This window comes from Roseibium album (genome assembly GCF_965233825.1).
GTDB classification, from domain to species: domain Bacteria; phylum Pseudomonadota; class Alphaproteobacteria; order Rhizobiales; family Stappiaceae; genus Roseibium; species Roseibium album.
On the sequence record NZ_OZ247583.1, the window covers coordinates 401,323 to 426,208 of the forward strand.

The following is a 24,886-nucleotide window of genomic DNA, read 5'->3' on the forward strand; positions in this document are numbered from 1 at the left end:
ATGAGTGATCTGAATGTCGTCTCCATTAGCAACGCCCGGATACCGGCAGACCCTTTTGTTGCCCGGCACCTGATCGACGGTGACTGGCGCTCAAGCACTGACGGTGCCACGTTCGAGCGGGTCTCACCGTCACATGATGCGGTGGTCACGGTCGCCTGCCGGGGCAACCTCCTGGATGTTGATGCTGCCATTTCTGCCGCAAGGCGCGCCTTTGACGAAGGACGCTGGACTGCCACGACAGGCAAGGACAGGGCAACACTCCTGCTGAAGGTTGCAGAACTGATCGACCGGGACCGGGAACGCATCGCCTTCCACGAGACGATTGAATCCGGCAAACCGATCAGCCAGGCAATGGCCGAGATCGAGGGTGCTGCCGATATCTGGCGATACGCGGCGTCTCTCGCACGCACGCTTCATGGCGAGAGCCACAATTCTCTGGGCAACGACTTCCTCGGGCTTGTTCTGAAGGAACCTGTAGGGGTCGTCTCGATCATCACACCTTGGAATTTTCCTTTCCTGATCGTATCGCAGAAGCTTCCTTTTGCGCTCGCAGCGGGGTGCACAGCCGTCATCAAACCCTCGGAGATGACACCAGCGACAACCGTCATCCTGGGCGAACTGCTTCTGGAGGCAGGCATCCCGGCCGGCGTCGCCAACATCGTGCTCGGCTTTGGCGATCCGGTTGGAGCAGCACTGACCACAGACAAGCGGGTCGACATGGTGACGTTCACCGGTTCGACGGCTGTCGGCAAGGCGATCGTCGAAACAGCCGCAGGTACGCTGAAGAAGGTTTCGCTGGAACTCGGTGGCAAGAACCCGCAGGTGATCTTTCCGGACGCGGAACTCGACGCCGCGGCGGATGCTGTTGTTTTCGGTGTCTATTTCAATGCAGGCGAATGCTGCAATTCGGGATCCCGGATCATTGTGCACGAGGATATAGCGGAAGAATTTGTCGCACGTACGGTTGCCCTGTCCCGTCTTGTTCCTTTTGGCGACCCTTTGGACCCATCGACCAAGGTCGGCGCGATCATCACACCTGAACACAATAACAAAATCGATACCTATGTTCAGGAAGCCAGAGCAACCGGCGCTTCGGTACCGCTTGGCGGCAAGGTGCTGGAAGTTCCCGGATTGCGCGGCCAGTTCTACGAGCCGACTGTGGTGACGAATGTCACCGGCGACATGCCCATCGCCCGAGAGGAAGTCTTCGGACCGGTCCTCTCGGTGCTGACATTCAAAACGCTTGATGAGGCCATCGCTCTGGTAAACGATGCCGACTATGGACTGTCCGCGGGGGTCTGGAGCGAAAACGTCCACACCTGCCTGGAATTTGCCCGGCGTGCGCACGCGGGGACGATCTGGACCAATACCTGGATGGACGGATTTGCGGAACTGCCGTTCGGCGGCGTCAAGCAAAGCGGCCAGGGGCGTGAACTCGGCAAATACGGACTTGATGAATTTCTCGAGGCGAAAACGGTAACCATGCGGATCGGCAAGAACCGCGAGCCCTGGGTGTCGGGATGATGGTCCTAGCTGGAAACCGAGAACGGTCCCTCGGGCTTCAACAGGATCTGCAGATCCTCCACCGGCTCCCCGGACATTCTACCGAGAAGAACCTTCGCCATTGCGCGGCCGGTCGCTCGCAGGTCCTCGTCGATCGTCTCGATACGCGGTCGAAAGTGATTGGAAATCGGCGACGCACGCTTTGCAAGAACGTCCACTTCCTGCCCCTGGGTCAGACCCATGTCGTTGAGACAGGCCAGCGTGATCAACGCGCTGACCTCACCGACACAGATGTAGCTGTCTGGTGCATCCGGTCCGCCATGAAGGCCACGCAACATGGCGGCAATCTCGTCCGGTTCGCTGTCGAGGTCGACGGCACCGGGCACCGTCAACCGAACACCATGGGTCATCGCCGCCTGCCGTGCGCCAAAGCGCAGATGTTGGCCGAAGGTGTATTTTTCGTTCGGCATGACGATACACACGTGCTGCCGTCCTTTTTCAACGAGCCGCTCGATTGCCAGACGGACGAACGCCTCGTTGTCGAAATCGACAAACGGGTGCGGTGTCATGAAGTCGGTGCGCCCGTGAGTGACAAACGGAAAATCGTGCTCAAGAAGGTAACGGGCCCGGTCATCAAAGCACTCGGTCCGGGTGAACACGATCGCGTCGGCCAGCGAATGGCGGCGGATATTGCGAATGGCGTCCAGCCGGTCTTCGCCCAAACTGTCGGCAGTGATGTTAATGGCATAACCCGTTCCGGAAAGCCCTTCATACATGCCCCCGAGAAACTCGGAGGTAAAACTCAGGAACTCGTGCCTGGGATTGATCATAAGGCTGATGACCTTGGTTCTGCCGGTGCGCAATCTCTGCGCCGCGCGATTGGGAACGTAGCCCAGTCTGTCGGCGATTTCGGAAATGCGTTTCCTGGTGGATTCGGCGATCCTCGGGTCATCCGCGAGGGCGCGGGAAACCGTCGTCACCGCAACGCCAGCCTCCGCCGCGACCGTGCGCAGCGTCGGGCGCGATGCTGTTTCTTCGGCACTTTCTGCCTTGGTTTCCAAGGTTTTACGCGACATGCCCGCTCTCTCTACCCCACGGTTTGCAGCTCGAATGTCCGCACAAGTCTAATCAGGGAATTTAAAACGTTGCAACAAATTAAGATGCTGCAATGCAATATCTCGAACTTGAAGATAAGCTGATGTTAAATAACGGAAAAGATTTTCCAAACGAGAGAAAATTAAATTGTTGACATCACCACGGTTTGCAACGTTACAATAGACGTTGCGTGACTACCGGGCGACCGGCAACCGGCGCCCATGACGACGACGAGCACGTTAAGGGAGGAAATCCATGCGTAAGTTGACGATGATGACGGCAGCTGCTGCACTGATGGCAGCGAGCACCAGCGTTAAGGCAGAAGATGTTGAAGTTCTGCACTGGTGGACATCCGGCGGCGAAGCTGCTGCTCTGAACGTTTTGAAAGAAGACCTTGAAGGTCAGGGTATCGGCTGGCAGGACATGCCGGTTGCAGGTGGCGGCGGCTCTCAGGCCATGACCGTGCTGCGTGCCCGCGTAACGTCCGGCAACCCGCCGACCGCCGTACAGATGCTCGGTTTCGATATTCTCGACTGGGCCAAGGAAGGCGCACTTGCCGATCTGAACATCCAGGCTGGCCTGGAAGGCTGGGACGAGGTTGTTCCCGAGGCGCTCCAGCAGTTTGCCAAGCATGACGGCAAGTGGGTATCCGCACCGGTGAATGTCCACTCCACCAACTGGGTTTGGGCGAACAAGGCGGTTCTGGACGAACTCGGCATCGCGGTTCCGACAAACTGGGACGAGTTCGTGGCAGCGCTTGAGAAAGTGAAAGCCTCGGGCAAGACCGCGATTGCACATGGTGGCCAGCCATGGCAGGACGCAACCGTATTTGATGCAGTCGCCATGTCGACCGGCGGACCGGAATTCTACAAGAAAGCCTTCATCGACCTTGATGAAGAAACACTTGGTTCCGATACGATGAAGGAAACTTTCGACCGGATGGGCGTTATCCGCTCATATGTCGATGACAACTTCTCCGGCCGCGACTGGAACCTTGCCACCGCGATGGTGATCAATGGCGATGCGGCTTTCCAGATGATGGGCGACTGGGCCAAGGGTGAATTCCTGAACGCCGGCAAGAAACCCGATGCGGATTTCCTTTGCTTCCGCTTCCCCGGCACTCAGGACCAGGTCACCTTCAACGCCGACCAGTTCGCAATGTTTGCCCAGGGCAAGGAAGTTGGCAAGGAACAGGCAGCTCTTGCAACAGCAATCCTGTCTCCGAGTTTCCAGTCCGCGTTCAACGTGGTCAAAGGCTCGGTCCCGGCACGCACGGACGTTTCCAATGAAGCCTTCGATGCCTGCGGGAAGAAGGGCATGGCGGATCTGAAGGCAGCTGCTGACAGCGGTAACCTCTATGGTTCCATGGCGCACGGCCATGCAAACCCTGCCGCCATCAAGAACGCCATGTATGATGTCATCACGGCGCATTTCAACGGCGAGTATGACAGCGCGACTGCTGTCGACGAACTCGTAACCGCCGTTCAAATCAACAAGTAAAATACCCTACGGAAAGCGGTGACTGTTCACCGCTTTCCCCTTACCGGGGGCTTGAGATGTCTATTTCTGAAACGGCGAACCCGCGCGGTTCCGTTGTTGACAGACTGCGCGACGCTTTACCCAAAATAGTGCTGAGCCCGACGGTCGCGATTGTCGCGATCTTCGTTTACGGGTTCATCCTGTTCACGCTGTATCTGTCCTTTACCAACAGCCGGATTCTGCCTTCCTTCGAATGGATCGGCTGGCAGAATTACGAGAACCTGTTCCGGATCCGGGCGTGGGACACGGCAGTCTCGAACCTCGTTATTTTCGGCGTTCTTTACATCACCATCTGTTGCGCCCTTGGATTGCTGCTCGCGATCCTGCTCGATCAGCGCATCCGCGCAGAAGGATTTATCCGGACCATCTATCTCTACCCGATGGCCCTGAGCTTCATCGTCACCGGTGTTGCCTGGAAATGGTTCCTTGATCCGGGCATCGGTATCGAGGCCGTGGTGCGCGGTTGGGGTTGGACGACATTCGAATTCAACTGGATCAAGGACAGCCAGATGGCGATCTACACGATCGTCATCGCAGCGGTCTGGCAGACGTCCGGCTTCGTCATGGCGATGTTCCTCGCAGGCCTGCGCGGCATTGACAACGAGATGCTGAAAGCGGCCCAGATAGATGGAGCCTCCACGTTGGCGCTCTACCGCCGGATCGTTATCCCGCAATTGCGCCCGGCCTTCATGTCGGCCTTCGTGGTGCTCGCCCACATGGCGATCAAATCCTACGACCTTGTTATCGCCCTGACCGGCGGTGGCCCCGGAACCGCGACCGAATTGCCGGCAACATTCATGTATTCCTACACATTCACCCGGAACCAGATGGGTATCGGCGCAGCGTCCGCAGTGATCATGCTGATGACGATTGCCGCCATCATCGTCCCCTATCTCTGGTCCGAACTGAGGGAGAAGAAGTGATGGCTGCTGCCCCCGCAAAAAGCTCTTTCAGCCTCGGCCGTGTTGTCCTCTATACGCTGCTGGTCTTCTTCTGCATTTACTACCTGCTGCCGCTCTACGTGATGCTGGTCAACTCTTTGAAGCCGCTGTCCGAAATCACGGCCGGTGGCATGATGGCCCTGCCGCAGGATTGGACCGTCGCGCCCTGGCTGAGCGCCTGGTCAAGTGCCCAGGTCGGCGTCGAGGCGACGGGGCTTCGCCCCTACTTCCTCAATTCGATCATCATGGTCGTTCCCGCCGTTGCCCTGTCGACAATTGTCGGCGCGCTTAACGGCTATGTCCTGACCAAGTGGACCTTCCCCGGTGCGACCATACTCTTTGGCCTGCTTCTGTTCGGCTGTTTCATCCCGTTCCAGATGGTGCTGATCCCGATGGCCCGGATGTTGGGTCTGATGGGACTTGCCGGATCGGTGCCAGGTCTGATCTTCGTGCACTTCGTTTACGGCATCGGCTTCTCGACGCTGTACTTCCGAAACTATTACGCAGCCTTCCCGACCGAACTGGTCCGGGCCGCACAGATCGACGGGGCCGGATTCTTCCGCATCTTCTGGCGCATTCTGTTGCCGTCATCCGGTCCGATCGCCGTTGTCTGCATCATCTGGCAATTCACCAACATCTGGAACGACTTCCTGTTCGGTGCATCCTTCTCGGACTTCGACAGTCAACCAATGACCGTTGCGTTGAACAACCTGGTGCAATCGTCCACCGGCGTGAAGGAGTACAACGTCCATTTCGCCGGTGCCATCATGGCCGCCCTGCCAACTCTACTCGTCTACATCGTTGCGGGCCGATACTTCGTCCGTGGCCTGATGGCCGGCTCAGTTAAAGGATAAGACAATGGGCTTTCTCGACATCAAACAGGCGACCAAGTCCTACGGAACAGTGCAGGTTCTGCATGAAACCGACATCTCTATCGAAGAAGGTGAGTTTCTCGTTCTCGTCGGACCGTCGGGGTGCGGCAAGTCCACCCTGCTCAACATGATTGCAGGCCTGGAAGACATCACGTCCGGCGAAATCGCCATTCGCAGCAAAAGCATGAACGGCGTCAAGCCGGCAGACCGCAACATTGCCATGGTGTTCCAGTCCTACGCGCTCTATCCGAACATGACGGTGAGCGGCAACATCTCCTTCGGCATGGAAATGCACGGCATCGAAAAGTCGGAGCGGGCAAAGCGCATTGCCCAGGTCTCGGATTTGCTTCAGATCAGCCATTTGCTTGACCGGAAGCCCGGACAGCTGTCAGGCGGCCAGCGGCAGCGTGTTGCCATGGGCCGTGCACTCGTACGCGAACCGGACGTGTTCCTGTTCGATGAGCCGCTCTCGAACCTGGATGCCAAGCTGCGTGTCGACATGCGCACTGAAATCAAGAAACTGCACCGCAAACTCGGCACAACCATCGTCTACGTCACCCACGATCAGATCGAGGCGCTGACCTTGTCGACGCGCATTGCGGTGATGTTCGGCGGCTACGTACAGCAGCTTGGAACGCCGAAAGAGATCTATGACAACCCCGCGAACATGTTCGTAGCCGGTTTCATGGGGTCTCCGTCCATGAACCTGTTTCCGGCAAAGGTCGTTTCGGAAAACGGGCAGCCTGCCGCCGAAGTCACCCTCATCAACGGCTCGACAGCAGCCATACCGTTTGCCACCGATACCCTGGGCTCCAGTATCGGTCGGGACATCATTCTTGGAATCAGGCCGGAAGCGATCACCGACAGGGATGGTGCCGACCGGAATTCGCAGTCGGTTCACATTGTCGAGGCACCGGTCGAGATCACTGAACCGGCGGGATCCGATACGTTTGTCGTCAGCCAGATCGGCGGCAAGGATGTCACCGGCCGGTTCCGCGCAGATGTCGCGGTCAATGCCGGTGAGACGTTCCCCTTCGCTTTCAACATGGAAAAGGCTGTCGCCTTCGACCCGCAAAGCGAAAACAGGATCGCCTGAAGCATGACGTCTGCGCCGGACATCGTCATCGTCGGAAGCGGGATGGGCGGCGCGACACTCGCCGCCGGTCTTGCACCGTCCGGAGCACAAATCACGATCCTTGAACGGGGTCACCGGATCCCGGACGATGCGCCGGCGCGCGACCCCTGGCGCATCTATACCAACAGCGCCTTCCGGTCTGCCGAAACCTGGCTCGATGAAAACGGCAAATCCTTCGAGCCGGGCAATTATTACAATGTCGGTGGCAATTCGAAGCTCTATGGCGCCGTTTTGATCCGCTACCGCGCGGAAGACTTTGCGGAACTGGAACATTTTGAAGGTGTTTCGCCCGCCTGGCCATTGTCCTACGACGTACTGGCTCCCTGGTATGACGCAGCCGAAAGGCTTTACCGGGTCAGGGGGGATGCGACATCCGACCCGACCGAGCCGGCGCACGCAGGACCTTATCAGTTTCCTCCGGTACCGGACGAGCCGGCAATCCGGGTTGCGCGCATGAGACTTGAACAGGCAGGCGTAAATCCCTTCTGTCTTCCTCTTGGCGTCGATATCGACAGATGGCTTTCGGCCGGAAAAACCGGCTGGGACGGCTATCCCGATCTAAGATGCGGGAAAATGGATGCGGAGACCTGCGGGCTGGAGGCTGCACTCGCCCACGAAAATGTCAATCTGATTACCGGTGCGGAGGTCACCGGACTGAAGGTGGACCCGTCAACCGGAAAGGTCGACACCGTTACCTATGTGAAGGAAGGCGTCGAAACGAACCTGTCTTCGTCGATTGTTGCCGTTTGCGCCGGCGCGGTTCAATCCGCAGCTCTTTTGCTTCGATCCGGAATCGCCAACAGCTCCGACTATGTTGGCCGGTGTTTCATGAACCACAACGCGACGGCGATGATCGCAATCGACCCCCGTTACAAAAACGACTCGGTTTATCAGAAGACATTCGGCCTCAACGACTGGTATCTTGCAGACAATGATGCAGGCAAACCGCTCGGCAACGTCCAGCTGCTGGGGCGTGTGACACCGGACATTCTGAAGATCCAGGTGCCCCAACTTCCAAACTTTGCGGCCAGATGGATTTCCGGTCATGCGCTTGATCTTTATCTGATATCGGAAGACCTGCCCGATCCCGAAAGTCGTGTCGTTCTGAAAAACGGCAAGATCCAACTGATCTGGCGCCGCTCCAACATGGAGGCGCACGAGAAGCTCGTCGGGAAGATGAAGGCGACTTTGAGAAAGGCCGGATTTCCAATTGTGCTTTCCCGTCTGTTCGACGGCCGCGTTCCTTCTCATCAATGCGGCACCGTTCGCATGGGCGCCGATCCGCAAAACAGCGTTCTCGATCCCGATTGCCGATCCTGGGATCACCCAAATCTGTTTGTCACGGACGCGGCTGCATTGCCGACATCCGCCGCGGTCAACCCGGCACTTACCGTGGCCGCGCTGTCCCTGAGAACAGCGGAAACGATCAGACGGGAACTTGCGGCATGAACAAGGTGGCACTCGTAACCGGCGGCCAGCGAGGCATCGGATTCGGTATTTCCGAAGCACTTGCCGGTGAAGGCTACAAGATCGCCCTGCTCGCGCAATGCGGCTCCGGCGACCCGGAAGTTGCCGATGCTCTGGAGCGCCTTGGACCTGATGCATCGTTCTTCTCACATGACCTGTTGAATATTGACGGCCACGCGGCGGTTGTCGAACAGGTCGAAAACCGGTTGGGGCCCATAACAACGTTTGTCTCGAACGCCGGTGTACCTGCGAAGGCACGCGGTGACATGCTTGATCTTGAACCCGACAATTTTGATTTCACCTTGGGCGTCAATCTCCGCGGCGCGTTTTTTCTCGCCCAGAATGTCGCCCGGCGCATGCTGAAACAATCCTGTGACAGTTATCGCTCGATGACCTTCGTCACCTCTGTCAGTGCGGGCATGGTTTCGATCGAACGTGCGGAATACTGCCTGTCGAAGGCCGGGGCCTCGATGATGGCAAAACTCTTTGCGGCCCGTTTGGCGCCGCATGGCATCGGCGTCTTTGAAATCCGCCCCGGCATTATCGAAACCGCCATGACGAGCGCCGTGAAGGACAAATACACGCCGCAGATCGAAGATGGCCTTGTACCGTCAGCGCGCTGGGGACAGCCGTCAGACATTGCTTCGGCTGTTGTGCCGATCGCAGAAGGCCGGATGGCCTTCGCCACCGGTTCCGTCATCAATGTCGATGGCGGCCTTTCCATTCCACGCCTTTGAGAGACCGAAATGGAAAAAGGCTACGATTTCATAATTATCGGCGGTGGCAGCGCGGGCTCGGTGCTCGCGGCCAGATTGACCGAAAATCCTGATGTCAGCGTTTTGCTTCTGGAGGCGGGCGGGCACGACCGGCATCCATTTTATCATGTCCCTGCCGGCTTCGCGAAAATGACCAAGGGCATCGGCTCCTGGGGTTGGCAAACCGTTCCGCAGAAACACATGCGGGATCGCGTCTTCAACTATACCCAGGCAAGGGTGATTGGCGGCGGTTCCGCCATCAACGCCCAGATCTATACGCGCGGCAATGCGCTCGACTACGACGAGTGGCGTCAGATGGGGTGCGACGGCTGGGGCTACGAGGATGTCCTGCCTTATTACCGGAAGGCGGAGGACAACGACACATACAACAACCGGTACCACGGGCAGGGCGGGCCACTGGGCGTTTCCAAACCTTGCGCGCCCCTCCCGATCTGCGACGCCTATTTCAAGGCGGCGGCCGAACTTGGCATTCCGAGAAACGAGGATGTGACCGGAGAAAAACAGGATGGCGTTGCCTATTACCAGCTGACGCAAAAGAACGCCCGCCGGTCTTCTGCCGCCATGGCCTATCTGGCGCCCAACCGGCACCGGAAAAACCTCCACGTGAAAACCGGCGCACCCGTGCGCCGCATCGTGGTGGAAAACGGAACTGCGACCGGTGTCGAATTGATTGATGGTTCACGCTTGACCGCTTCCGCCGAAGTCATTCTGTCGTCGGGGTCCATCGGCTCGCCAAGATTGTTGCAGCTGTCCGGTATCGGACCCGCCGACCACCTGAAAGATCTCGGTATCGAGCTGGTGTACGACCAGCCGGAAGTCGGCGCCAATCTTCAGGATCACCTCGATCTCTACTGTATTTGCGAAGTCAGCGGTCCGCACACATATGATCGATACGCCAAGCTGCACTGGTCGGCATTGGCGGGGCTGCAATATCTCTTCACGAGACGCGGGCCGGTCTCCTCCAGCCTGTTTGAAACCGGCGGCTTCTGGTACGCCGACCCGGAAGCACGCTCACCGGATCTTCAGTTCCATCTTGGCCTTGGTACAGGTATTGAATCTGGCGTGGCATCGATGCCGGACGGCGGTGTCACACTCAATTCGTGCTACCTCAGGCCACGCTCCCGCGGCAGCGTTCGCCTTCAAAGTGCCAATCCGAATGATGCCCCGTTGATCGATCCGAACTACCTGCAGGATCCCCGCGATCGGGAGATGTCGATCAGAGGCCTGAAGCTGACACAGGAAATCCTCGCACAGGGACCACTCGAGCACTTCATCAAGGCAGAGCGGTTGCCAGGTCCGGGCGTGAAGACCGACGAGGACTATTTCAACTTCATCTGCGAGCATTCCAAGACCTCGCATCACCCTGCCGGCACATGTCGCATGGGCCCCGATGACAAGGCGGTGCTCGATCCGCGACTTCGTTTCAAAGGCCTCGACCGTCTCCGCGTCATCGACGCATCGGTAATGCCGACAGTCGTTTCCTCCAATACCAATGCAGCAGCCATCATGATCGGTGAAAAGGGAGCTGACATGATCCGGCAAGACCACGGTGAACTTCAATGATCAGACATATCGTTCTCGTCAAATTTCAGACAGGTGTTTCCGAAGAAACCATCGAAGATCTTTTCCAGGAACTGCGAAGGATCCGGGATCAGGTCCCCGGCATCCTCGACATCGTGTCCGGTCGCAGCGAGAGCCCCGAAAAGATCGAACGCGGCTACATGCACGGCTTTGTCGTCGATTTCGAAAACTGGGACGCTCTTGAACGCTACCAGACACATCCAGATCACAAGGCACTTGGTGCCAAGCTTGTTGCCAATGCGGTTGGTGGCATTGATGGCATTCTTGTACTCGATATTCCTGTCCCCGCCTGACTGGCAGCAAATGTTCTTGGAGTAGCCGATGCTGACCCTTCCCACGCGCGACAACAGGCTTGAGGAATACCGCCTCGCCGGGGATGCCCTCATCCCCCGGGCCCCGCGCGTACCTCTGACCCGAACCGCCTTTGCAGCAGCGCATGTTGTCTCTTCACCCCTGAAAGAGCGGGATCCCTGGCTCGGACCTCCGGCTGTCGACTGGGATAATTCCTTGCGGTTTCGCCACTGGCTCTGGGACCAGGGCCTCGGCCTTGCCGAAGCGATGGACACCGCGCAACGTGGCATGGGGGTCGACTGGCCGACGGCGAAGGAATTGATCGAACGCACCATGCGCGACGCCCGGGCGCATCCGCTGAAACCACGTGTTGCGTGCGGCGCGGGGACGGATCAAAACCCGAGGGACGCTTACAAGACAACAGACGACATCATTTCCGCTTACTCAGAACAGATGGAAGCGATCGAGGCGGCGGGCGGACAGGTGATCCTGATGGCCTCTCAGGCGTTTCCGGCAATCGGTGCAAATGCCGAGGACTACGCGGTTGTCTATGGTCGGCTGCTCGAACAGGTTTCAGCGCCCGTGATCCTCCACTGGCTCGGAGACATGTTCGACCCGAAGCTGAAGGGTTATTGGGGATCTGCAGATGTCGGCACCGCCATGGAAACGGTGCTTTCGATCATCGGGGCCCATCGGGACAAGGTCGACGGCATCAAGATCTCGCTGCTTGAAAAATCCTATGAGGAAAATCTGCGCAGGCGTCTACCGGAAGGCGTCCACCTTTATACCGGCGACGATTTCAACTATGCGGAATTGATCGAAGGCGACGGCAAACGCTACTCCCATGCCTTGCTTGGCGCCTTTGCCGCCATCGCGCCTGCCGCCAGCCAGGCCCTTGAAGCCCTGGCGCAGGACGACCGTGAAACCTATCATGCGCTGCTCGGCCCGACGGTTCCGTTGAGCCGGGAAATCTTCAAGGCCCCGACCCAGTTCTACAAGGCCGGGATAGCGTTTCTCGCCTGGCTGAATGACGCGCAAAGCCACTTCATCATGCCGGGCGGATTTCAGTCTTCCCGGGAAATCACGCACTATGCGGAAGTCTTCAGGCTTGCGGACCGCGCACGTTTGTTGTCAAAGCCGGACAAAGCCGTTGAGCGGATGAAACTGCTTTTGAAGCTGCACGGCATTGATTGAGCACGGCCGGGGTGGGCGCGAATGAAAAAGAGACCGACGATACTGGATGTTGCGGACAAGGCAGGTGTATCGAAATCGACCGTCTCGCTTGTCCTGCAGAACTCTCCGTCGGTCAGGCAGTCGACGCGCGAAGATGTAAACAGGGCCATCAGTGACCTCGGCTACGTCTATAACCGCTCCGCAGCCGGTTTGCGCGGTGCCGCCTCCGGACTGATCGGCCTCATCATCAACGATTTGCGCAACCCTTTCTTCACCGAATTTGCTGCAAGCGCGCAGATGGAATTTGCCCGAAAGGGGTATTCGACAGTCATTGCCAACACAGACGAAGACCCCGGCAATCAGGCACAAGTCATCGGAACGATGATCGAGCACGGTGTATCGGCCTTTGTCATTTCACCTGCCTATGGCGGCGGCGACAATGCCTTTGACCGGATAGAGCACGCCGGCATACCGACAATGCAGGTGCTCCGTCAGGTCGACAATCGAACGGGTCTGTTCCCCTTCGCCACGCACAACTATGCTGCAGGCGGCGAGATGGCGACACACCACCTGATCGACCTGGGTTGCCGGAAAATTGCCTTTGTCGGCGGTTTGAAAGACCGGCCGATCACAAATGAAAGAATGTCTGGCTATCGTACGGTCATGACCGCCCTTGGATATTCCACCACAACATTCCATGGCCGGCCTTCCCGGGCATTCGGCCGGGAAATGGCGCTTACAATAGCTTCTGAACATCCGGAAATCGAAGCTTCGATCTGCTTCAGTGATCTCGTTGCACTCGGCATGCTTTCCGGCTTTGCCGAGGCGGGTGTGAAGGTTGGCGAGGACTTTCGGCTCGTCGGCTTTGACGATATCGAAGAAAGTTCACTCGTTTATCCGCGGCTCAGTTCCATAAGGTGTGACACGGAACTCTTCGGGCAAAGTGCTGCACAGGCCATGCTCACCTGGATCGTGGACGATATACGCCCGCCGGACGTCAAGCACTACGATGTCAATCTGATCGAACGTCAGTCGAGTGTCGGGCCTGATCATGAGTGATTGTCCTGAGGGCGCGTTGTCATCACCCGATACGGGAAAATTTGAGGCACTCCTTCACAGCGCCAGGGCCCTGATTTTCGATTGCGACGGAACGCTGGTCAAGACTCCTGATCTCTATGGCAAGGGCTGGCGGAAAGCCTTCCGGAATGCCGGGCTGGACATGGAGCTCGCCTGGTATCACCTGCGCGCCGGTATGTCCGAACACGTGTTGATGGACGCCTACGAGCAGGAGCACAACGTAAAACTCGACCGCGAGCGAACGGTCCAGGACCTGCGGACTGCTCTGCTCCAGGACATGCCGTCCGTCCGGGAAATACAGGAGGTAGCTTCGGTCGCTCGCAGGTTCCACGGCCTGAAACCGATGGCGGTCGCCTCGGGTGGCCCGAGAGAAATCGTCCGCGCATCACTGGATGCTGCTGGTTTGCTCCAGCTGTTCGATACCGTCGTGACGATCGATGATGTCAACAACGCCAAACCCGCACCGGACCTTTTTCTGGAGGCAGCTGAACGTCTGGGTGTGACATCCCGGTTCTGCCTGGTCTTTGAAGACAGTCCTCAAGGCCTGCAGGCAGCAGGCAATGCGGGCATGTCAGTTATTGACGTGAACGGTCTCATCTGAAAGGCGCAACATCGCGTCGCTTATTATGCCTTTTGCCCGGTCAACACGCGTTTACTATTCGACATGACCGGGAGAGAAGCGCTCACGTTGGCTGGAGAGCTACTCAATTTGCGGAAGATGGATCTCACGTCGTTCGTCGGTCGACCAATCGCACCAGGGGCGAAATACTATTGAAAAGAAACACTTACGATCTGCCTGGAGACATGGCGGCTTCAACCGTCTCCAGGTGATCAGCCATGGCACTGGAAGCTGAGATTGCGTCAGCGGATGCAACAAAGTTCACGATGTTTTCGTGCTGGTCGCCATGGGCAGTTCGGAATTCATCAGCGCCCAGACGACGATAAGTGCGATCCCATTCCTTTTGCCAGGCAGCCCGGCGGCGCGCGCCGGAAAGATAAGTCAGAAATCCGATCAGGATAGGGTTTCGCGACACCAGTGCCACCGTGCGATGAAACGCATCATCTATTTGTTCGCATGCGGTTCTGTCCGCGGCCTTGCGTCCTTCCGCAACCAGTTTGCGTAATATGGCAACATCCGCCGCATCCGCGCGGCGGGCGGCCTCGGCAGCAACTTGCGGCTCAAGCAGAATTCGGGCACGCATCAGATCAGGTGGTGTTGCGCCTTCCAGCAGCAATGTATCCCGGACAGGCAGATGTCGAGGCCGCGCGCCGCGAAAGGTACCTTGCCCGACATTGCGCCAGATTTCCCCTTCTTTCTCCAGGTCGGAGAGCCCTTTTCGAAGCGTTTCACGGCTGCAGCCGAGGCGCATCGACAAGACCCGCTCGGCAGGCAACCTGTCACCTGCATCGGGAGCGAGGTCGGCAAGAAGTTGCCGAAGTTCGGTCAAAACGGATTCGCTTGATTTTCTGGACATCGGCCTCTCCTTTTCAAACCAATTTGTAGACCATTTTGTCAATGTGCAAGACAAGTTCCGCTTCATGCAGAATGGGGACTGAACGTGTTTGAAATTGCATTCCTGTTTACAGCCGGTTTTGCGGCCGGCCTCTTGAACGCCGTCGCAGGTGGCGGAACATTCCTGAGCCTGCCCGCGCTTCTTTACGCGGGCATTCCGCCGATCAGCGCCAACGCGACAGCTACATTGAGTGCCTTGCCGGGGTATCTCGGCAGTGCATGGGCATTCAGAAGAGACATGCACCCTGAAGGCAGTCTGAAGCTGACGGTAATCATCGGCGTCGCATCAGTGGGAAGTGTCCTTGGAGCGCTTTTGCTGGTTGTCACGCCAGGGGAGGCCTTTTTGTGGATCGTACCCTGGTTCCTGATGATCGCGACGGTACTCTTTGCAGTCGGACCCGCGTTGCTCCGTTGGATGCGCATACGTGGTATGGGAAATCCGGGAACATTTTTTTCGATCTTCGCAATCATCTGTGTATCGATCTATGGCGGATATTTTAACGGCGGCCTCGGGATCATGCTGCTCGCAACCTTTGGCCTGCTGGGTTACGAAAACCTGCACGGAATGAACGGCTTGAAAAACCTCCTGTCCGTCATACTGTCACTTGTGTCCGCCCTCACATTCATCACCGCAGGTTTGATTGCCTGGGAACAGGCTTTGATCATGGCTGCGAGCGCAACTCTCGGCGGCTATGCGGGTGCTCGGGTCAGTCTCAAAATCGTCAGAACCGATCTTCTCCATCACTTTGTGACCACAGTCGGAACGATCATGACCCTGGCATTCTTCCTGCGCTAAAGCAGATCGCCGTTCCGGTCAGTGCGCTTGCCCTTGAACATCGAAACAGTCTTGCGCAGCTGAAAGTTTGGGCCTGCCGGAGGCGGAATTTGGAATTCATCACCAGGGTATGGCATATCCTCACGGCAGTGACGTTATTGAGTGGCCTGTGCGAGAAGCTCTGCGTCGACCCATTTCAAAAAAATATCGACGGCTTGACGGTCGGCGTGATTTTCCGGAAACACCAGATAGTACTGGCGGTAACTGGCAACGGTTATGTCGAGAGCCGGGGTGATGCGCCCGTCGGGCAACTCCGCTGCGATCAAAGCGGGATCCATCAGGGCAATGCCTGCACCTGCTATGCAGGCATCGAGAATTTGAGACGTATTCTGAAATTCAAGGCGTGCGGCCGGAGCATCGAACGGCTCGTCAACACTTGCAAAAAACTCGCTCCATTCTGTCGGAACCTGCGAGTTATAGAGAAGTGGCGCAGTCTTGAGGTCATTCAGGTCTAAAATTGAACCGGCCAGAAGCGGCGCACAGAACGGCGTCAGATTTTCGTTCATGAGCAAACGCGACACCAGGTTCGGCCAACTGCCCTTGCCCCTGCGGATGACAAAATCCAGATCTTCCGCTTCAAAGTCGGATTTCTGGGTACTGGTTTGAATCGCCAGTTCCCAGTCGGCGAAGAGAGACTGAAATCGCTCAAGCCGCGGCATCAGCCAGCGAGTGGCAAAAAACGGCACGACTGACATCTTGATCGTTCGGCTTCGCTTTGGATCCATCAGCAGATCCGTCGCACGAAGCAGAATCCGGACGCCTTGCTGAACATTCATGAAGTAGAACTCACCTCTCGACGTCAACGTGACACCGCGCTCGACCCGCGCAAACAGTTTGACGCCGAGCGTGTTCTCAAGCTGGCGGATCTGATGACTGACGGCAGAAGGACTGATGCACAGCTCGTCTGCGGCCTTGTTGAAGCTCAGTAAACGCGCTGCCGTTTCAAACGTACGCAAGCTGTTGAGTGAAGGATAGGCCATGGCGCTGTGAATGGAATTGGTTCTGGTTAGATGAGTATATCCTCATCTGTATCTCAAAAATCGTCTTTTGTCAGGCAATGTCCCGTGGCCTAGGCTTCATGAGCCAAACTCTAAACATGACCGAGATTGAACATGACAAGTCTGACTGGAAATCTATTGATCAATGGAAGTTGGCTCGCTTCTTCCTTGCCGCATGAAGCTTTCACGGCAGTCAACCCCGCCGACAACACGCAACTGCCGACGGAGTTTGCCAATGCCTCTCCAGAGGACATTGATCTGGCAGTGAGCGCGGCCACGGAGGCTTTCCGGTCCTATTCGGTACTGCCTGCCGCCAAACGCGCCACCTTTCTTGAGGCAATCGCCACAGCCATGGAACATGCCAGCGACCCTATTGTCGAACGCGGTATTCTGGAGACCGGCTTACCGGAAGCGCGGCTCCGTGGAGAACTTGGCCGCACGACCGGACAGCTGCGGATGTTTGCCAATCTGTTGAAACGTGGCGACTGGAAACGAGTTGTGATCGATACTGCCGATCCTGCACGCCAGCCCTTGCCGAAACCGGACATTCGCCTGACGCAGGTGCCGCTCGGTCCGGTCGTTGTATTCGCAGCGAGTAACTTCCCGCTGGCTTTTTCGACTGCGGGTGGTGACACGGCCTCCGCTCTTGCCGCGGGTTGTCCGGTTATCGTCAAGGCGCATTCCGCTCATCCGGGAACTTCCGAACTGGTCGCAGGCTGCATTCTTGCCGCCATCAGGCAAACGGGTGTTCCGTCGGGAACCTTTGCAATGTTACACGGTCCGGGACGGACTGTAGGCACAGCGCTCGTGCAGCATCCGGGCATCAAGGCCGGAGGCTTTACAGGCTCCGTGTCCGGTGGCCGAGCACTGTTTGATGTTGCAACAGGGCGCCCCGACCCGATCCCGTTTTTCGGAGAACTTGGTTCTACCAATCCGGTGTTCCTATTGGAGGAGGCACTCGCGTCAAATGGCGAATCGATTGTCCAGGCGTTCGTAGGTGCGATGACCCTCGGCGCCGGTCAATTTTGCACAAATCCGGGTATCCTTGTCGCGCGAAAAAATGCGGCAACGGAAACATTCATCAAAAACGCTTCAGAGCTGGTTTCGCAGCAAATTCCGCAAACGATGTTGACTTCCGCGATATGCGCGAGTTTTCGAAAAGGAAATTCCCACCGTGAGAGTGAGCAGAGCGTGTCCGTTCTGTCTACAGGTATGGATGCATCCGGGAATGATGCTGCACCTGTGCTGATGGCCGTCTCTGCAAAGGAATATCTGGGCGACCCGCATCTGCAGGAAGAAATCTTCGGGCCGTCGACACTGATGATCCTCTGCGACACTGACAGCGAGATGCTGCAGGTTGCCGGCAGTTTCCATGGTCATCTGACCGGTTCGATATTTGCCGAAGAATCCGACAGTGAAATGAGTATTGCAATCGCAGCAGTTATGCAGAAAAAGGTCGGACGTTTAATCTTCAACGGTTATGGCACAGGTGTTGAAGTTTGCGCCGGCATGTCGCATGGAGGCCCATATCCTTCCAGCACAAATGTGCAGTCGACATCAGTCGGCGAGCGCGCCATCGATCGGTTCGTTCGCCCGCTTTGTTACCAGAACACTCCGGATGCATTGCTGCCTGAAGAACTCAAAAACGCCAATCCCCTGGGTGTCCGCAGGCTTGTCGACGGAAACTGGTCGTCAGATCCAATCTGATTTGACACCGGTCTTCCGGCCCGACACTGCAAGATCCACCCATTTGAGTGTGGTTAGCTTTGCGACTTTTAGTCTGCTGCGTCGGGTCTGGTCACTGCTCGGGTGGATTTGTTTTGTCGGATCCAAAAAAAAGCCCGTCCGATTTCTCGGCGGGCTTTGTTTGTTTGCGGGATCGGGATTTTGCTTTCGCGTTGCGCTTTGGGTCTAGGCGCTTGTCGTGAACCTGGCCTTTTGGTCGCGTTTTGCAAGGTCCGGGTCCTTGTCGGGTGCAACAAAAAAGCCCGTCCGATTTCTCGGCAGGCTTTATTTGTTTGCGGGATCAGGATTTGGTGTTTTTTTGCCCTTCTGCGTCGGTCTTTGCCCTCCTTGATGGGGCCCGAAGCACTTCAATAATTTTCAAAAGCCCCCATATCATTATTATAGTATATTCAATGCATTACATGCAACTTTCCTATTGGGAATGATTGTAGCTTATTGGAGATGTTTGTAGCCAACTGTAGCCAATTTGTAGCCAGAGCTAGTTTTGGACTTCAGGTTAGGCAAAAAATGTAAGGGTAAAATATTGGCAACCATTCAAAGAAAAGAACGCAAAAGCGCCTGTGATCCTCCCCCTTTGAAGTGGTCCGCCGTTATGTTTAGGAAAACGGAGGATCAAAATGGCTACGAAACGCCACAAGCCAGAAGAAATTGTCTCGAAGTTGCGACAGGTTGAAGTCCTTGTCGGCCAAGGAATGCCGCGTATTGATGCTATCCGGCAGGTTCGTATCACCGAGCAGACGTATTACCGGTGGCGAAATCAGTATGGTGGGATGGGAACCGACCAACTGAAAGAACTCAAACGCCTTCAGAAAGAGAACGAGCGGCTGCGCAAGGCGGTATCCGATCTGACCCTGGACAAGTTGATCTTGTCAGAGGCCGCAAAGGGAAACTTTTGAGCCCCGCCCGTCGTCGCGCCTGCATCAATCACATTCGTCAGCATCTCGGCGTGTCAGAGCGCCGAACCTGTCGTGTTCTGGGTCAGCACCGGTCCACGCAGAGGAAACGTCCAGCAGGGCGTGCTGACGAAGAATGTCTTGTGGCGGATATGATCGCACTCGCCCGTGAGTATGGCCGTTACGGTTACAGGCGCATTGCAGCTCTGCTCAGAGATGCTGGTTGGCATGTGAATGACAAGCGCGTCGAGCGGCTGTGGCGACGAGAGGGGCTGAAAGTGCCAATGAAACAACCGAAGAGAGGGCGGCTCTGGCTGAACGACGGATCATGTGTCCGGTTGCGACCAGAGTATCCTGACCATGTCTGGAGCTATGACTTCGTGCATTGCCGAACCAATGATGGAAAGACATTCCGGACGCTGAACATCCTGGACGAGTCTACCCGAGAGTGCCTCGCAATCCGGGTGAAGCGAAAGCTGAATTCTACCGAGGTGATTGACGTGCTGACGGATCTCTTCATCCTTCGAGGTGTTCCAGCCTACATCAGATCAGACAATGGGCCGGAGTTCATTGCTCAGGCAGTCAGGGACTGGATCAACGCTGTGGGTGCAAAGACCGCATACATCGAACCAGGTTCGCCATGGGAAAACGGATACTGCGAGAGCTTCAACGCCCGCCTCCGAGATGAGCTACTCAATGGTGAAATCTTCTACAGCTTGAAGGAAGCACAAATCCTGATTGAACAATGGAGGAAACATTACAATACCAAGCGTCCACATAGCGCCTTGGGCTACCGACCACCGGCACCAGAAACCATCGTCCGGATGGACCAAAGCCCAGTCTTGCAATAACAATCAAAACGGACCACTCAAGTGGGGCTGATCACAAGATACAAGCGCACAAAATACAATCAAAAATACAACGGAGAGATTGAATAAGGTTCTAGACAAAAGCGGTTACGCTAAACGAGAGCGTAACTGGTGGAGTCGTTAGACGTTTGCGACCTGTGCCTTTCCCTGATTGATCAATGAACGGCTTTGAAATTCCTATTTCTTTTTCATTCGCACCACGAAACTTTCAGGCGCGACTTCAAATTTGTCTGCAAAAAAAATGCGTATCCAATCACGCACAATTTCCCACTGTTTGCTGAGATCCCTCTCCTCCCAAGTAGGCCGGATTTCCCGCATAACTTCGATTGCATCATGATCAGTTAGTTTGCTTGATACTCGCTCCAAAAACCGAACAACAGCGGGAAACTCAGCGATAGATGTCGCCACGAAAGTCCTAAAGTCTTCCTCAGACAAATTTGGAGGGGGGCTTATGTCACGCAGATCTTCCAGTGCATTCTCACGTGTTCCCGCAACAACTATATTTGCATTTTCATTTGTATAGACTTCAAAAAGGTGTTCGGGAGCGGCACATTTTGGAAGCCATGGGTTAGCCGCTGCTTCAAGTTCTTCTTCAGATATCTTGCCTTCATCAAGCACTTTCGGGATTGCAAGAGCCTTGGCTAATTCTGCGATCTCAGACTTCAGCCGAAAGGTCGCAGGCTGTGCTGAATTTAGACGTTCAAGCAACGACTGAACGTCGTTATTGCGAATCCCGAGCTCAGTTAGAAACTCGACATTTGGTTTTTTGCTCCACCCCAGAGCCGCCGCCGTAATATTTGCTGATCCGATCAGGCAGCGTTCGTCTGCAAGAATAATTTTTGCATGTAAATCATCAAGTAGCTCAAGCTTTGCATGCGCTCTATCGCCAATTATTTCGAATACTTCCAGGTCGGAAACTCCCGCTGCCACCTCCTCAGGTCGCCAGCGGGTCACCACTCGAACATGTACAGATGATTGGATTGCAGACAAGACAACTTGAAGTGCCTGCGCTTTGATAAATGGCGCGCAAAGCAGCACCTCATTTTGGGCCGTCGCAACTAGTTCTTTCACCCTTTCACCGTGAAGGATCATTTATGAGGCTCACAAATCAGGTTCAGGAGCGAGAAAAGCCGAAGCTATTTGGCCCCATTCAAGGCGCACTTTCTGAAGTGCCTTTGCTCGATCTACACTCGCTTCCCGCTCATAACGTGCCCAAGCTGCGAAGACGATTTTTGATGCGTTAACTGCCCGTGTAAGCCGCTCTATCAGCTCTTCCTGCGAAAGATCTGCAATATCCTCATCAACCGCATTTATTGTACCAAATATGTCGTCAAACGCTGGATGTTTGCAGTTAAACGTTACCTCAGTGACGCTACCTTTAGCTTCCACATTAAACAGCTGATATGGGTCAGGGAAATCTGCTTCAAGAAAGACCATCTTGAGGTCAGATTCCTTAATAAGCTTAACAATATCTTCGGCTTCTTGGTCGGAGTAGTTTTTGTTCTCGACTAGATCTGAAGCAATTTCTTTTTCTTGTTCCGGGGTAACGCTTTGCTCTTCCCCGTCAATCGGTTTCTCCTCTGACCTATCCTTCCAGCTTTTGTTCACTGCCTCAGTTAGATCGTCGGGCTTATCGTGCCGATCTTTCTTGGTGGATCTCCGGTCCTTCCCTTGACTCTTCAAAACTTCACGAAGCTGCTTAAGATTTTTTTTGATGTCTTCCGCTAATCGAAGAAGCCAGCCTCGTGGGTCTCCATCTTCCTTTAATCGGCGAATTACATCTGTTAGCTCTTCACCCTCGTGTGCGAGGTCTTGCCATTCCAAAGTGGCTAGCTCGGAAAAGTGTGTAGCTGCCTGCTTGTTGTTGGTAACTCCAAATAGTTCATCAAGCGCAGGTGGAAATTCCACTTCAGCGCCCCACCAACGTTCACGAGGGTCGTAACCTATGCACCAGCCCTGATCGAGCATAAGTTCACGGCCAGCGCGTACCACCGAAATTCCGATATTCTTTCGAGCATGCACGCCATATTTGGTCTTACCGCGATCAGCAATTCCCGCTGCATTGTAGGTTTCTTTTTTTGCCACAGAATACAAGGTTTTGACCTTGTGCACCTCTCCTTGATATTCAATTTCATGCTCATCTGGAAAGACAACTTCAAACATGGGTTTGTTTGTAAAAGGCTCGGGGACTGTGACGGAAGGAAGCAAATAAAGAGGGTCTACCAAGTCCGCTTTTTTGTCATAGAGGGTGTTATTCCCTTCGGCAGCGTACAGTCTGATCGAAAGTTTGCCTTCTCCGATAAACCGACGATAAATTCGCCCTACAAGTTGCTCAGTATTTTCCAAGGTTGACTTGGCCGTTTTCCAAGTAAGACGCCCAATCTCAACTGCGGACCAAACAACGAGCGTACCTGAAGCCCCGACTTGCTCTGCGATTTCTCGCCATTCATCTGGCACAGGATTATGTGTTGGCTCCGGCACTAATTGCATGTTAGCAGCTTCGATCTCACGCACATCAATGTATGTGTGAAGCGCATTGTCGGGACCGTTTTGCCAACTCCAAACATCCAAGCGACAGGCTTGAGAGATGGAAGCGTTTGGCAACCCCATGCCGAAGCGCCCAATGCCGGTCCGGTCATTTAGCCTAGTTCCATTGCCAAACTGCAACGCCATTCTTAAAGTCTGAGCATCCATCCCATCGCCGTTGTCTAAAACAGCAATTTCATGAATTCTTGACCGCTCACGCTCTCTTACACGCTCACGTTTCTCCAAGCACAAGACTTCGATGGCAGTAGCGTTGGCTTGCTGGGCATTGTCGATCAATTCAGCTAAAGCATATGCGGTATTTTTATAACCAGAGTCCCGCATGGCAGTAATGGCCAGCTTTGCCGGAATGACGTGCGGATCGCTATCGGCTTGAGCATTTTCCGTTACCGGTGCAACATCAGCCATCCCAAACATCCTCCCAATTTGTAAACGCTTCGGCCATGTCGCCAAAGCCTGGCAAATTAACGTCTACAACCGTACTTATTTCGCATGTTTCATTGCCTTTGGCCTTTATTCCTCTCGTTGCCCTTCCAACCATTTGGCTATACAGGACAAGAGATTTGGTCGGCCGAGCGATAATTGCAGCGCTGGTGTTAGGCGCATCAAACCCAGTTGTAAGTACCCCATAGTTGCATAGCACAATTGGAGGCTTCGCATTTGATTTGAAACTATTGATGATTCTGCGTCTATAACCAATATTCGTAGTGCCCGTGACGACAGGCGCATCAATACCTAGAGCAAATAATGCAGCCGAAATTATTTGGGCATGCCTCACCGACGCGGCGAAAAGAATTATTCGAAAATGTCCGTTTTCAATAAGCCGCTGTACCTCTTCAATTATCGCCTTATTTCTTGGAACTTCTTCACCAAGACGGTCTAATGCACTGTCATCGAGTTCTTCGGCGTCCATTGGCACCCGACTTAAGCACTCAGATAATTCGTGCGAAGGCGAGTAGGTAATCGTTGTAAAATGCGGTTTAGCGAGATAACCCTCAGCCATTAGGTATTCGACAGGATTGTCCCACCCATCGACCTCAAGCATCACCTTGTTGCCGTCGAAAAAATCCGACAGCTTTTCATCCTGAGCAATGTCCGACCACGTTCTGCCCGGAGTGGCCGTCAACCCTAAAAGGCTATGAAAAGAGCCCGTTTCAACAAGCTTGTTGATGAGACTGGCGTAAGTCGGCGCAATTGCCTGATGGGCTTCATCAACAATTACAAGCTTCGTTCTCGAACCAAGTCGCAAAAGATCCAAGGCGTTTTTATCGGCGAAGGCATTAAATTTTTGCAGACCAGCAATGACAATGCCATCACTCAGTTCTTTGAAGTCACCATTGTAGTCACCCCAAAGGCGTACCAACGAGACTTCACGATTTCCCAAAACAGGCCATGCAACGGTAAATGCATCGGCAGCCTGGTCCAACAGCTCTCTAGTCGCCGCAAGCCAAATAACAACTCCGGGCTCCCGAGACGTCAAAAACCTGCATAGAACGTGGATTGCCGTTCGCGTTTTTCCCGCTCCTGTCGGCATGTGAAGCACGACCCGGCTATGATCGCCATCTAGTTTTCGCCACACACGTTGTGCCGCATTCCTTTGATGAGGAAACAGACCAAACTGGACGCCAACTTCTTGTACGGGTAACTCCGATTGGAAGGGGGCAATTTCTCGGGCATCAAGACCAAAAAAGCCTAGGTAGCCTTTCCATATGCTTCTATTCCGTGTCGGATCGATAGACTGAACCGTATTGGGGGCAATTTCCAGTCTGTTGGCTAATTCGCGAAGTTTTTCGTGCGACATCGCCTCGTAGATCAATTTGCGAACATCTGCACGCGTAAACAGTTCTTCAGGCGTATTTCTAAGAGACGCAATCGTCAGATCGCGTATGACGGCTAAGTGATTTTCCTTCTCCGCCACCACCTCAAGGGTGTCAATTACGTCCTCGCCGATGATTTTTGAAAGATCGTCGCGATTTATGCGAGTTACTAACTCGGCTAGATTTTGCCCTGGTCCCAACTCATTTTCCATGCGTGGCGA

21 protein-coding genes are annotated in these 24,886 nt (G+C 55.2%); 15 read left to right on the plus strand and 6 right to left on the minus strand.

The genetic code is table 11. The features are described 5' to 3' along the window. On the plus strand, positions 1 to 1,524 hold the full coding sequence (locus tag ACO6TI_RS01865; RefSeq protein ID WP_422384227.1) for an aldehyde dehydrogenase family protein: 1,524 nt from the start codon (positions 1 to 3) through the stop codon (positions 1,522 to 1,524). A gap of 5 nt (positions 1,525 to 1,529) precedes the next feature. Here the strand turns inward: ACO6TI_RS01865 and ACO6TI_RS01870 are convergent, their stop codons facing one another. Further along, entirely contained in the window at positions 1,530 to 2,579 is a 1,050-nt protein-coding gene (locus tag ACO6TI_RS01870; RefSeq protein ID WP_196916726.1) for a LacI family DNA-binding transcriptional regulator, read from the minus strand. Between the two features lie 274 nt (positions 2,580 to 2,853). Between ACO6TI_RS01870 and ACO6TI_RS01875 the strand changes: the two genes are divergently transcribed. From ACO6TI_RS01875 to ACO6TI_RS01925, 11 genes are read left to right on the plus strand one after another with little or no spacing between them, the layout of a single operon-like run. Further along, positions 2,854 to 4,098: an ABC transporter substrate-binding protein gene (locus tag ACO6TI_RS01875; RefSeq protein ID WP_196916727.1), complete on the plus strand. Its 1,245-nt coding sequence runs from the start codon at positions 2,854 to 2,856 to the stop codon at positions 4,096 to 4,098. 56 nt (positions 4,099 to 4,154) lie between these two features. Further along, on the plus strand, positions 4,155 to 5,060 hold the full coding sequence (locus tag ACO6TI_RS01880) for a carbohydrate ABC transporter permease (RefSeq protein WP_173937229.1): 906 nt from the start codon (positions 4,155 to 4,157) through the stop codon (positions 5,058 to 5,060). Further along, positions 5,060 to 5,932: a carbohydrate ABC transporter permease gene (locus ACO6TI_RS01885; protein ID WP_055114138.1), complete on the plus strand. Its 873-nt coding sequence runs from the start codon at positions 5,060 to 5,062 to the stop codon at positions 5,930 to 5,932. The genes ACO6TI_RS01880 and ACO6TI_RS01885 overlap by 1 nt, the downstream gene beginning before the upstream one ends. Positions 5,933 to 5,936: 4 nt before the next feature. Further along, positions 5,937 to 7,046: an ABC transporter ATP-binding protein gene (locus ACO6TI_RS01890; RefSeq protein ID WP_055114139.1), complete on the plus strand. Its 1,110-nt coding sequence runs from the start codon at positions 5,937 to 5,939 to the stop codon at positions 7,044 to 7,046. Between the two features lie 3 nt (positions 7,047 to 7,049). Then, complete coding sequence (locus ACO6TI_RS01895; RefSeq protein WP_422384228.1) at positions 7,050 to 8,534, plus strand: GMC oxidoreductase; 1,485 nt, start codon at positions 7,050 to 7,052, stop codon at positions 8,532 to 8,534. Next, positions 8,531 to 9,289, plus strand: coding sequence for a 3-ketoacyl-ACP reductase (locus ACO6TI_RS01900; RefSeq protein WP_422384229.1), 759 nt, complete (start codon positions 8,531 to 8,533; stop codon positions 9,287 to 9,289). Before ACO6TI_RS01895 ends, ACO6TI_RS01900 begins: the two co-directional genes overlap by 4 nt. Positions 9,290 to 9,298: 9 nt before the next feature. Beyond that, positions 9,299 to 10,891, plus strand: coding sequence for a GMC family oxidoreductase (locus ACO6TI_RS01905; RefSeq protein WP_422384230.1), 1,593 nt, complete (start codon positions 9,299 to 9,301; stop codon positions 10,889 to 10,891). Then, positions 10,888 to 11,202 carry a Dabb family protein gene (locus ACO6TI_RS01910; protein WP_055114146.1) on the plus strand — a complete coding sequence of 105 codons (315 nt, stop codon included), beginning with the start codon at positions 10,888 to 10,890 and terminating at the stop codon, positions 11,200 to 11,202. Before ACO6TI_RS01905 ends, ACO6TI_RS01910 begins: the two co-directional genes overlap by 4 nt. 28 nt (positions 11,203 to 11,230) lie before the next feature. After that, positions 11,231 to 12,394: a dihydrodipicolinate synthase family protein gene (locus ACO6TI_RS01915; RefSeq protein WP_422384231.1), complete on the plus strand. Its 1,164-nt coding sequence runs from the start codon at positions 11,231 to 11,233 to the stop codon at positions 12,392 to 12,394. A 21-nt stretch (positions 12,395 to 12,415) separates the two neighbouring features. Further along, positions 12,416 to 13,432: a LacI family DNA-binding transcriptional regulator gene (locus ACO6TI_RS01920; protein ID WP_196999935.1), complete on the plus strand. Its 1,017-nt coding sequence runs from the start codon at positions 12,416 to 12,418 to the stop codon at positions 13,430 to 13,432. Then, positions 13,425 to 14,051: an HAD family hydrolase gene (locus ACO6TI_RS01925; protein WP_196901237.1), complete on the plus strand. Its 627-nt coding sequence runs from the start codon at positions 13,425 to 13,427 to the stop codon at positions 14,049 to 14,051. Before ACO6TI_RS01920 ends, ACO6TI_RS01925 begins: the two co-directional genes overlap by 8 nt. A gap of 184 nt (positions 14,052 to 14,235) precedes the next feature. On the opposite strand, the gene ACO6TI_RS01930 is transcribed toward ACO6TI_RS01925, so the two are convergent. Beyond that, positions 14,236 to 14,925: a FadR/GntR family transcriptional regulator gene (locus ACO6TI_RS01930; RefSeq protein ID WP_422384232.1), complete on the minus strand. Its 690-nt coding sequence runs from the start codon at positions 14,923 to 14,925 to the stop codon at positions 14,236 to 14,238. Between the two features lie 84 nt (positions 14,926 to 15,009). On the opposite strand from ACO6TI_RS01930, the gene ACO6TI_RS01935 reads away from it, so the two are divergent. Next, positions 15,010 to 15,759, plus strand: a complete 750-nt coding sequence (locus ACO6TI_RS01935) for a sulfite exporter TauE/SafE family protein (protein WP_196901239.1) — start codon at positions 15,010 to 15,012, stop codon at positions 15,757 to 15,759. A gap of 134 nt (positions 15,760 to 15,893) precedes the next feature. On the opposite strand, the gene ACO6TI_RS01940 is transcribed toward ACO6TI_RS01935, so the two are convergent. Then, positions 15,894 to 16,778, minus strand: a complete 885-nt coding sequence (locus ACO6TI_RS01940; RefSeq protein ID WP_196999933.1) for a LysR substrate-binding domain-containing protein — start codon at positions 16,776 to 16,778, stop codon at positions 15,894 to 15,896. Positions 16,779 to 16,910: 132 nt separating this feature from the next. On the opposite strand from ACO6TI_RS01940, the gene ACO6TI_RS01945 reads away from it, so the two are divergent. Together ACO6TI_RS01945 and ACO6TI_RS01950 are read left to right on the plus strand one after the other, a co-directional pair. Then, the gene (locus ACO6TI_RS01945) at positions 16,911 to 18,503 is read left to right on the plus strand and encodes an aldehyde dehydrogenase (NADP(+)) (RefSeq protein WP_422384233.1); all 1,593 of its coding nucleotides are present in this window, start codon (positions 16,911 to 16,913) and stop codon (positions 18,501 to 18,503) included. Between the two features lie 656 nt (positions 18,504 to 19,159). Next, positions 19,160 to 20,286 (plus strand): IS3 family transposase gene (locus tag ACO6TI_RS01950; protein ID WP_422383432.1). Its coding sequence is split into 2 segments (ribosomal slippage): positions 19,160 to 19,424 and positions 19,424 to 20,286, totalling 1,128 coding nucleotides; the frame shifts between segments, so codons are not numbered across the junction. Between the two features lie 195 nt (positions 20,287 to 20,481). On the opposite strand, the gene ACO6TI_RS01955 is transcribed toward ACO6TI_RS01950, so the two are convergent. The 3 genes from ACO6TI_RS01955 to ACO6TI_RS01965 are packed head-to-tail and all read right to left on the minus strand — an operon-like array spanning position 20,482 to position 24,877. Next, positions 20,482 to 21,396, minus strand: a complete 915-nt coding sequence (locus ACO6TI_RS01955) for a phospholipase D family protein (RefSeq protein ID WP_422384234.1) — start codon at positions 21,394 to 21,396, stop codon at positions 20,482 to 20,484. Positions 21,397 to 21,405: 9 nt separating this feature from the next. Continuing rightward, positions 21,406 to 23,256: an ATP-binding protein gene (locus ACO6TI_RS01960; RefSeq protein WP_422384235.1), complete on the minus strand. Its 1,851-nt coding sequence runs from the start codon at positions 23,254 to 23,256 to the stop codon at positions 21,406 to 21,408. Continuing rightward, positions 23,249 to 24,877 (minus strand): DEAD/DEAH box helicase, encoded by a 1,629-nt coding sequence (locus ACO6TI_RS01965; protein WP_422384236.1) that lies wholly within the window; start codon positions 24,875 to 24,877, stop codon positions 23,249 to 23,251. Before ACO6TI_RS01965 ends, ACO6TI_RS01960 begins: the two co-directional genes overlap by 8 nt. Positions 24,878 to 24,886: the final 9 nt, after the last annotated feature.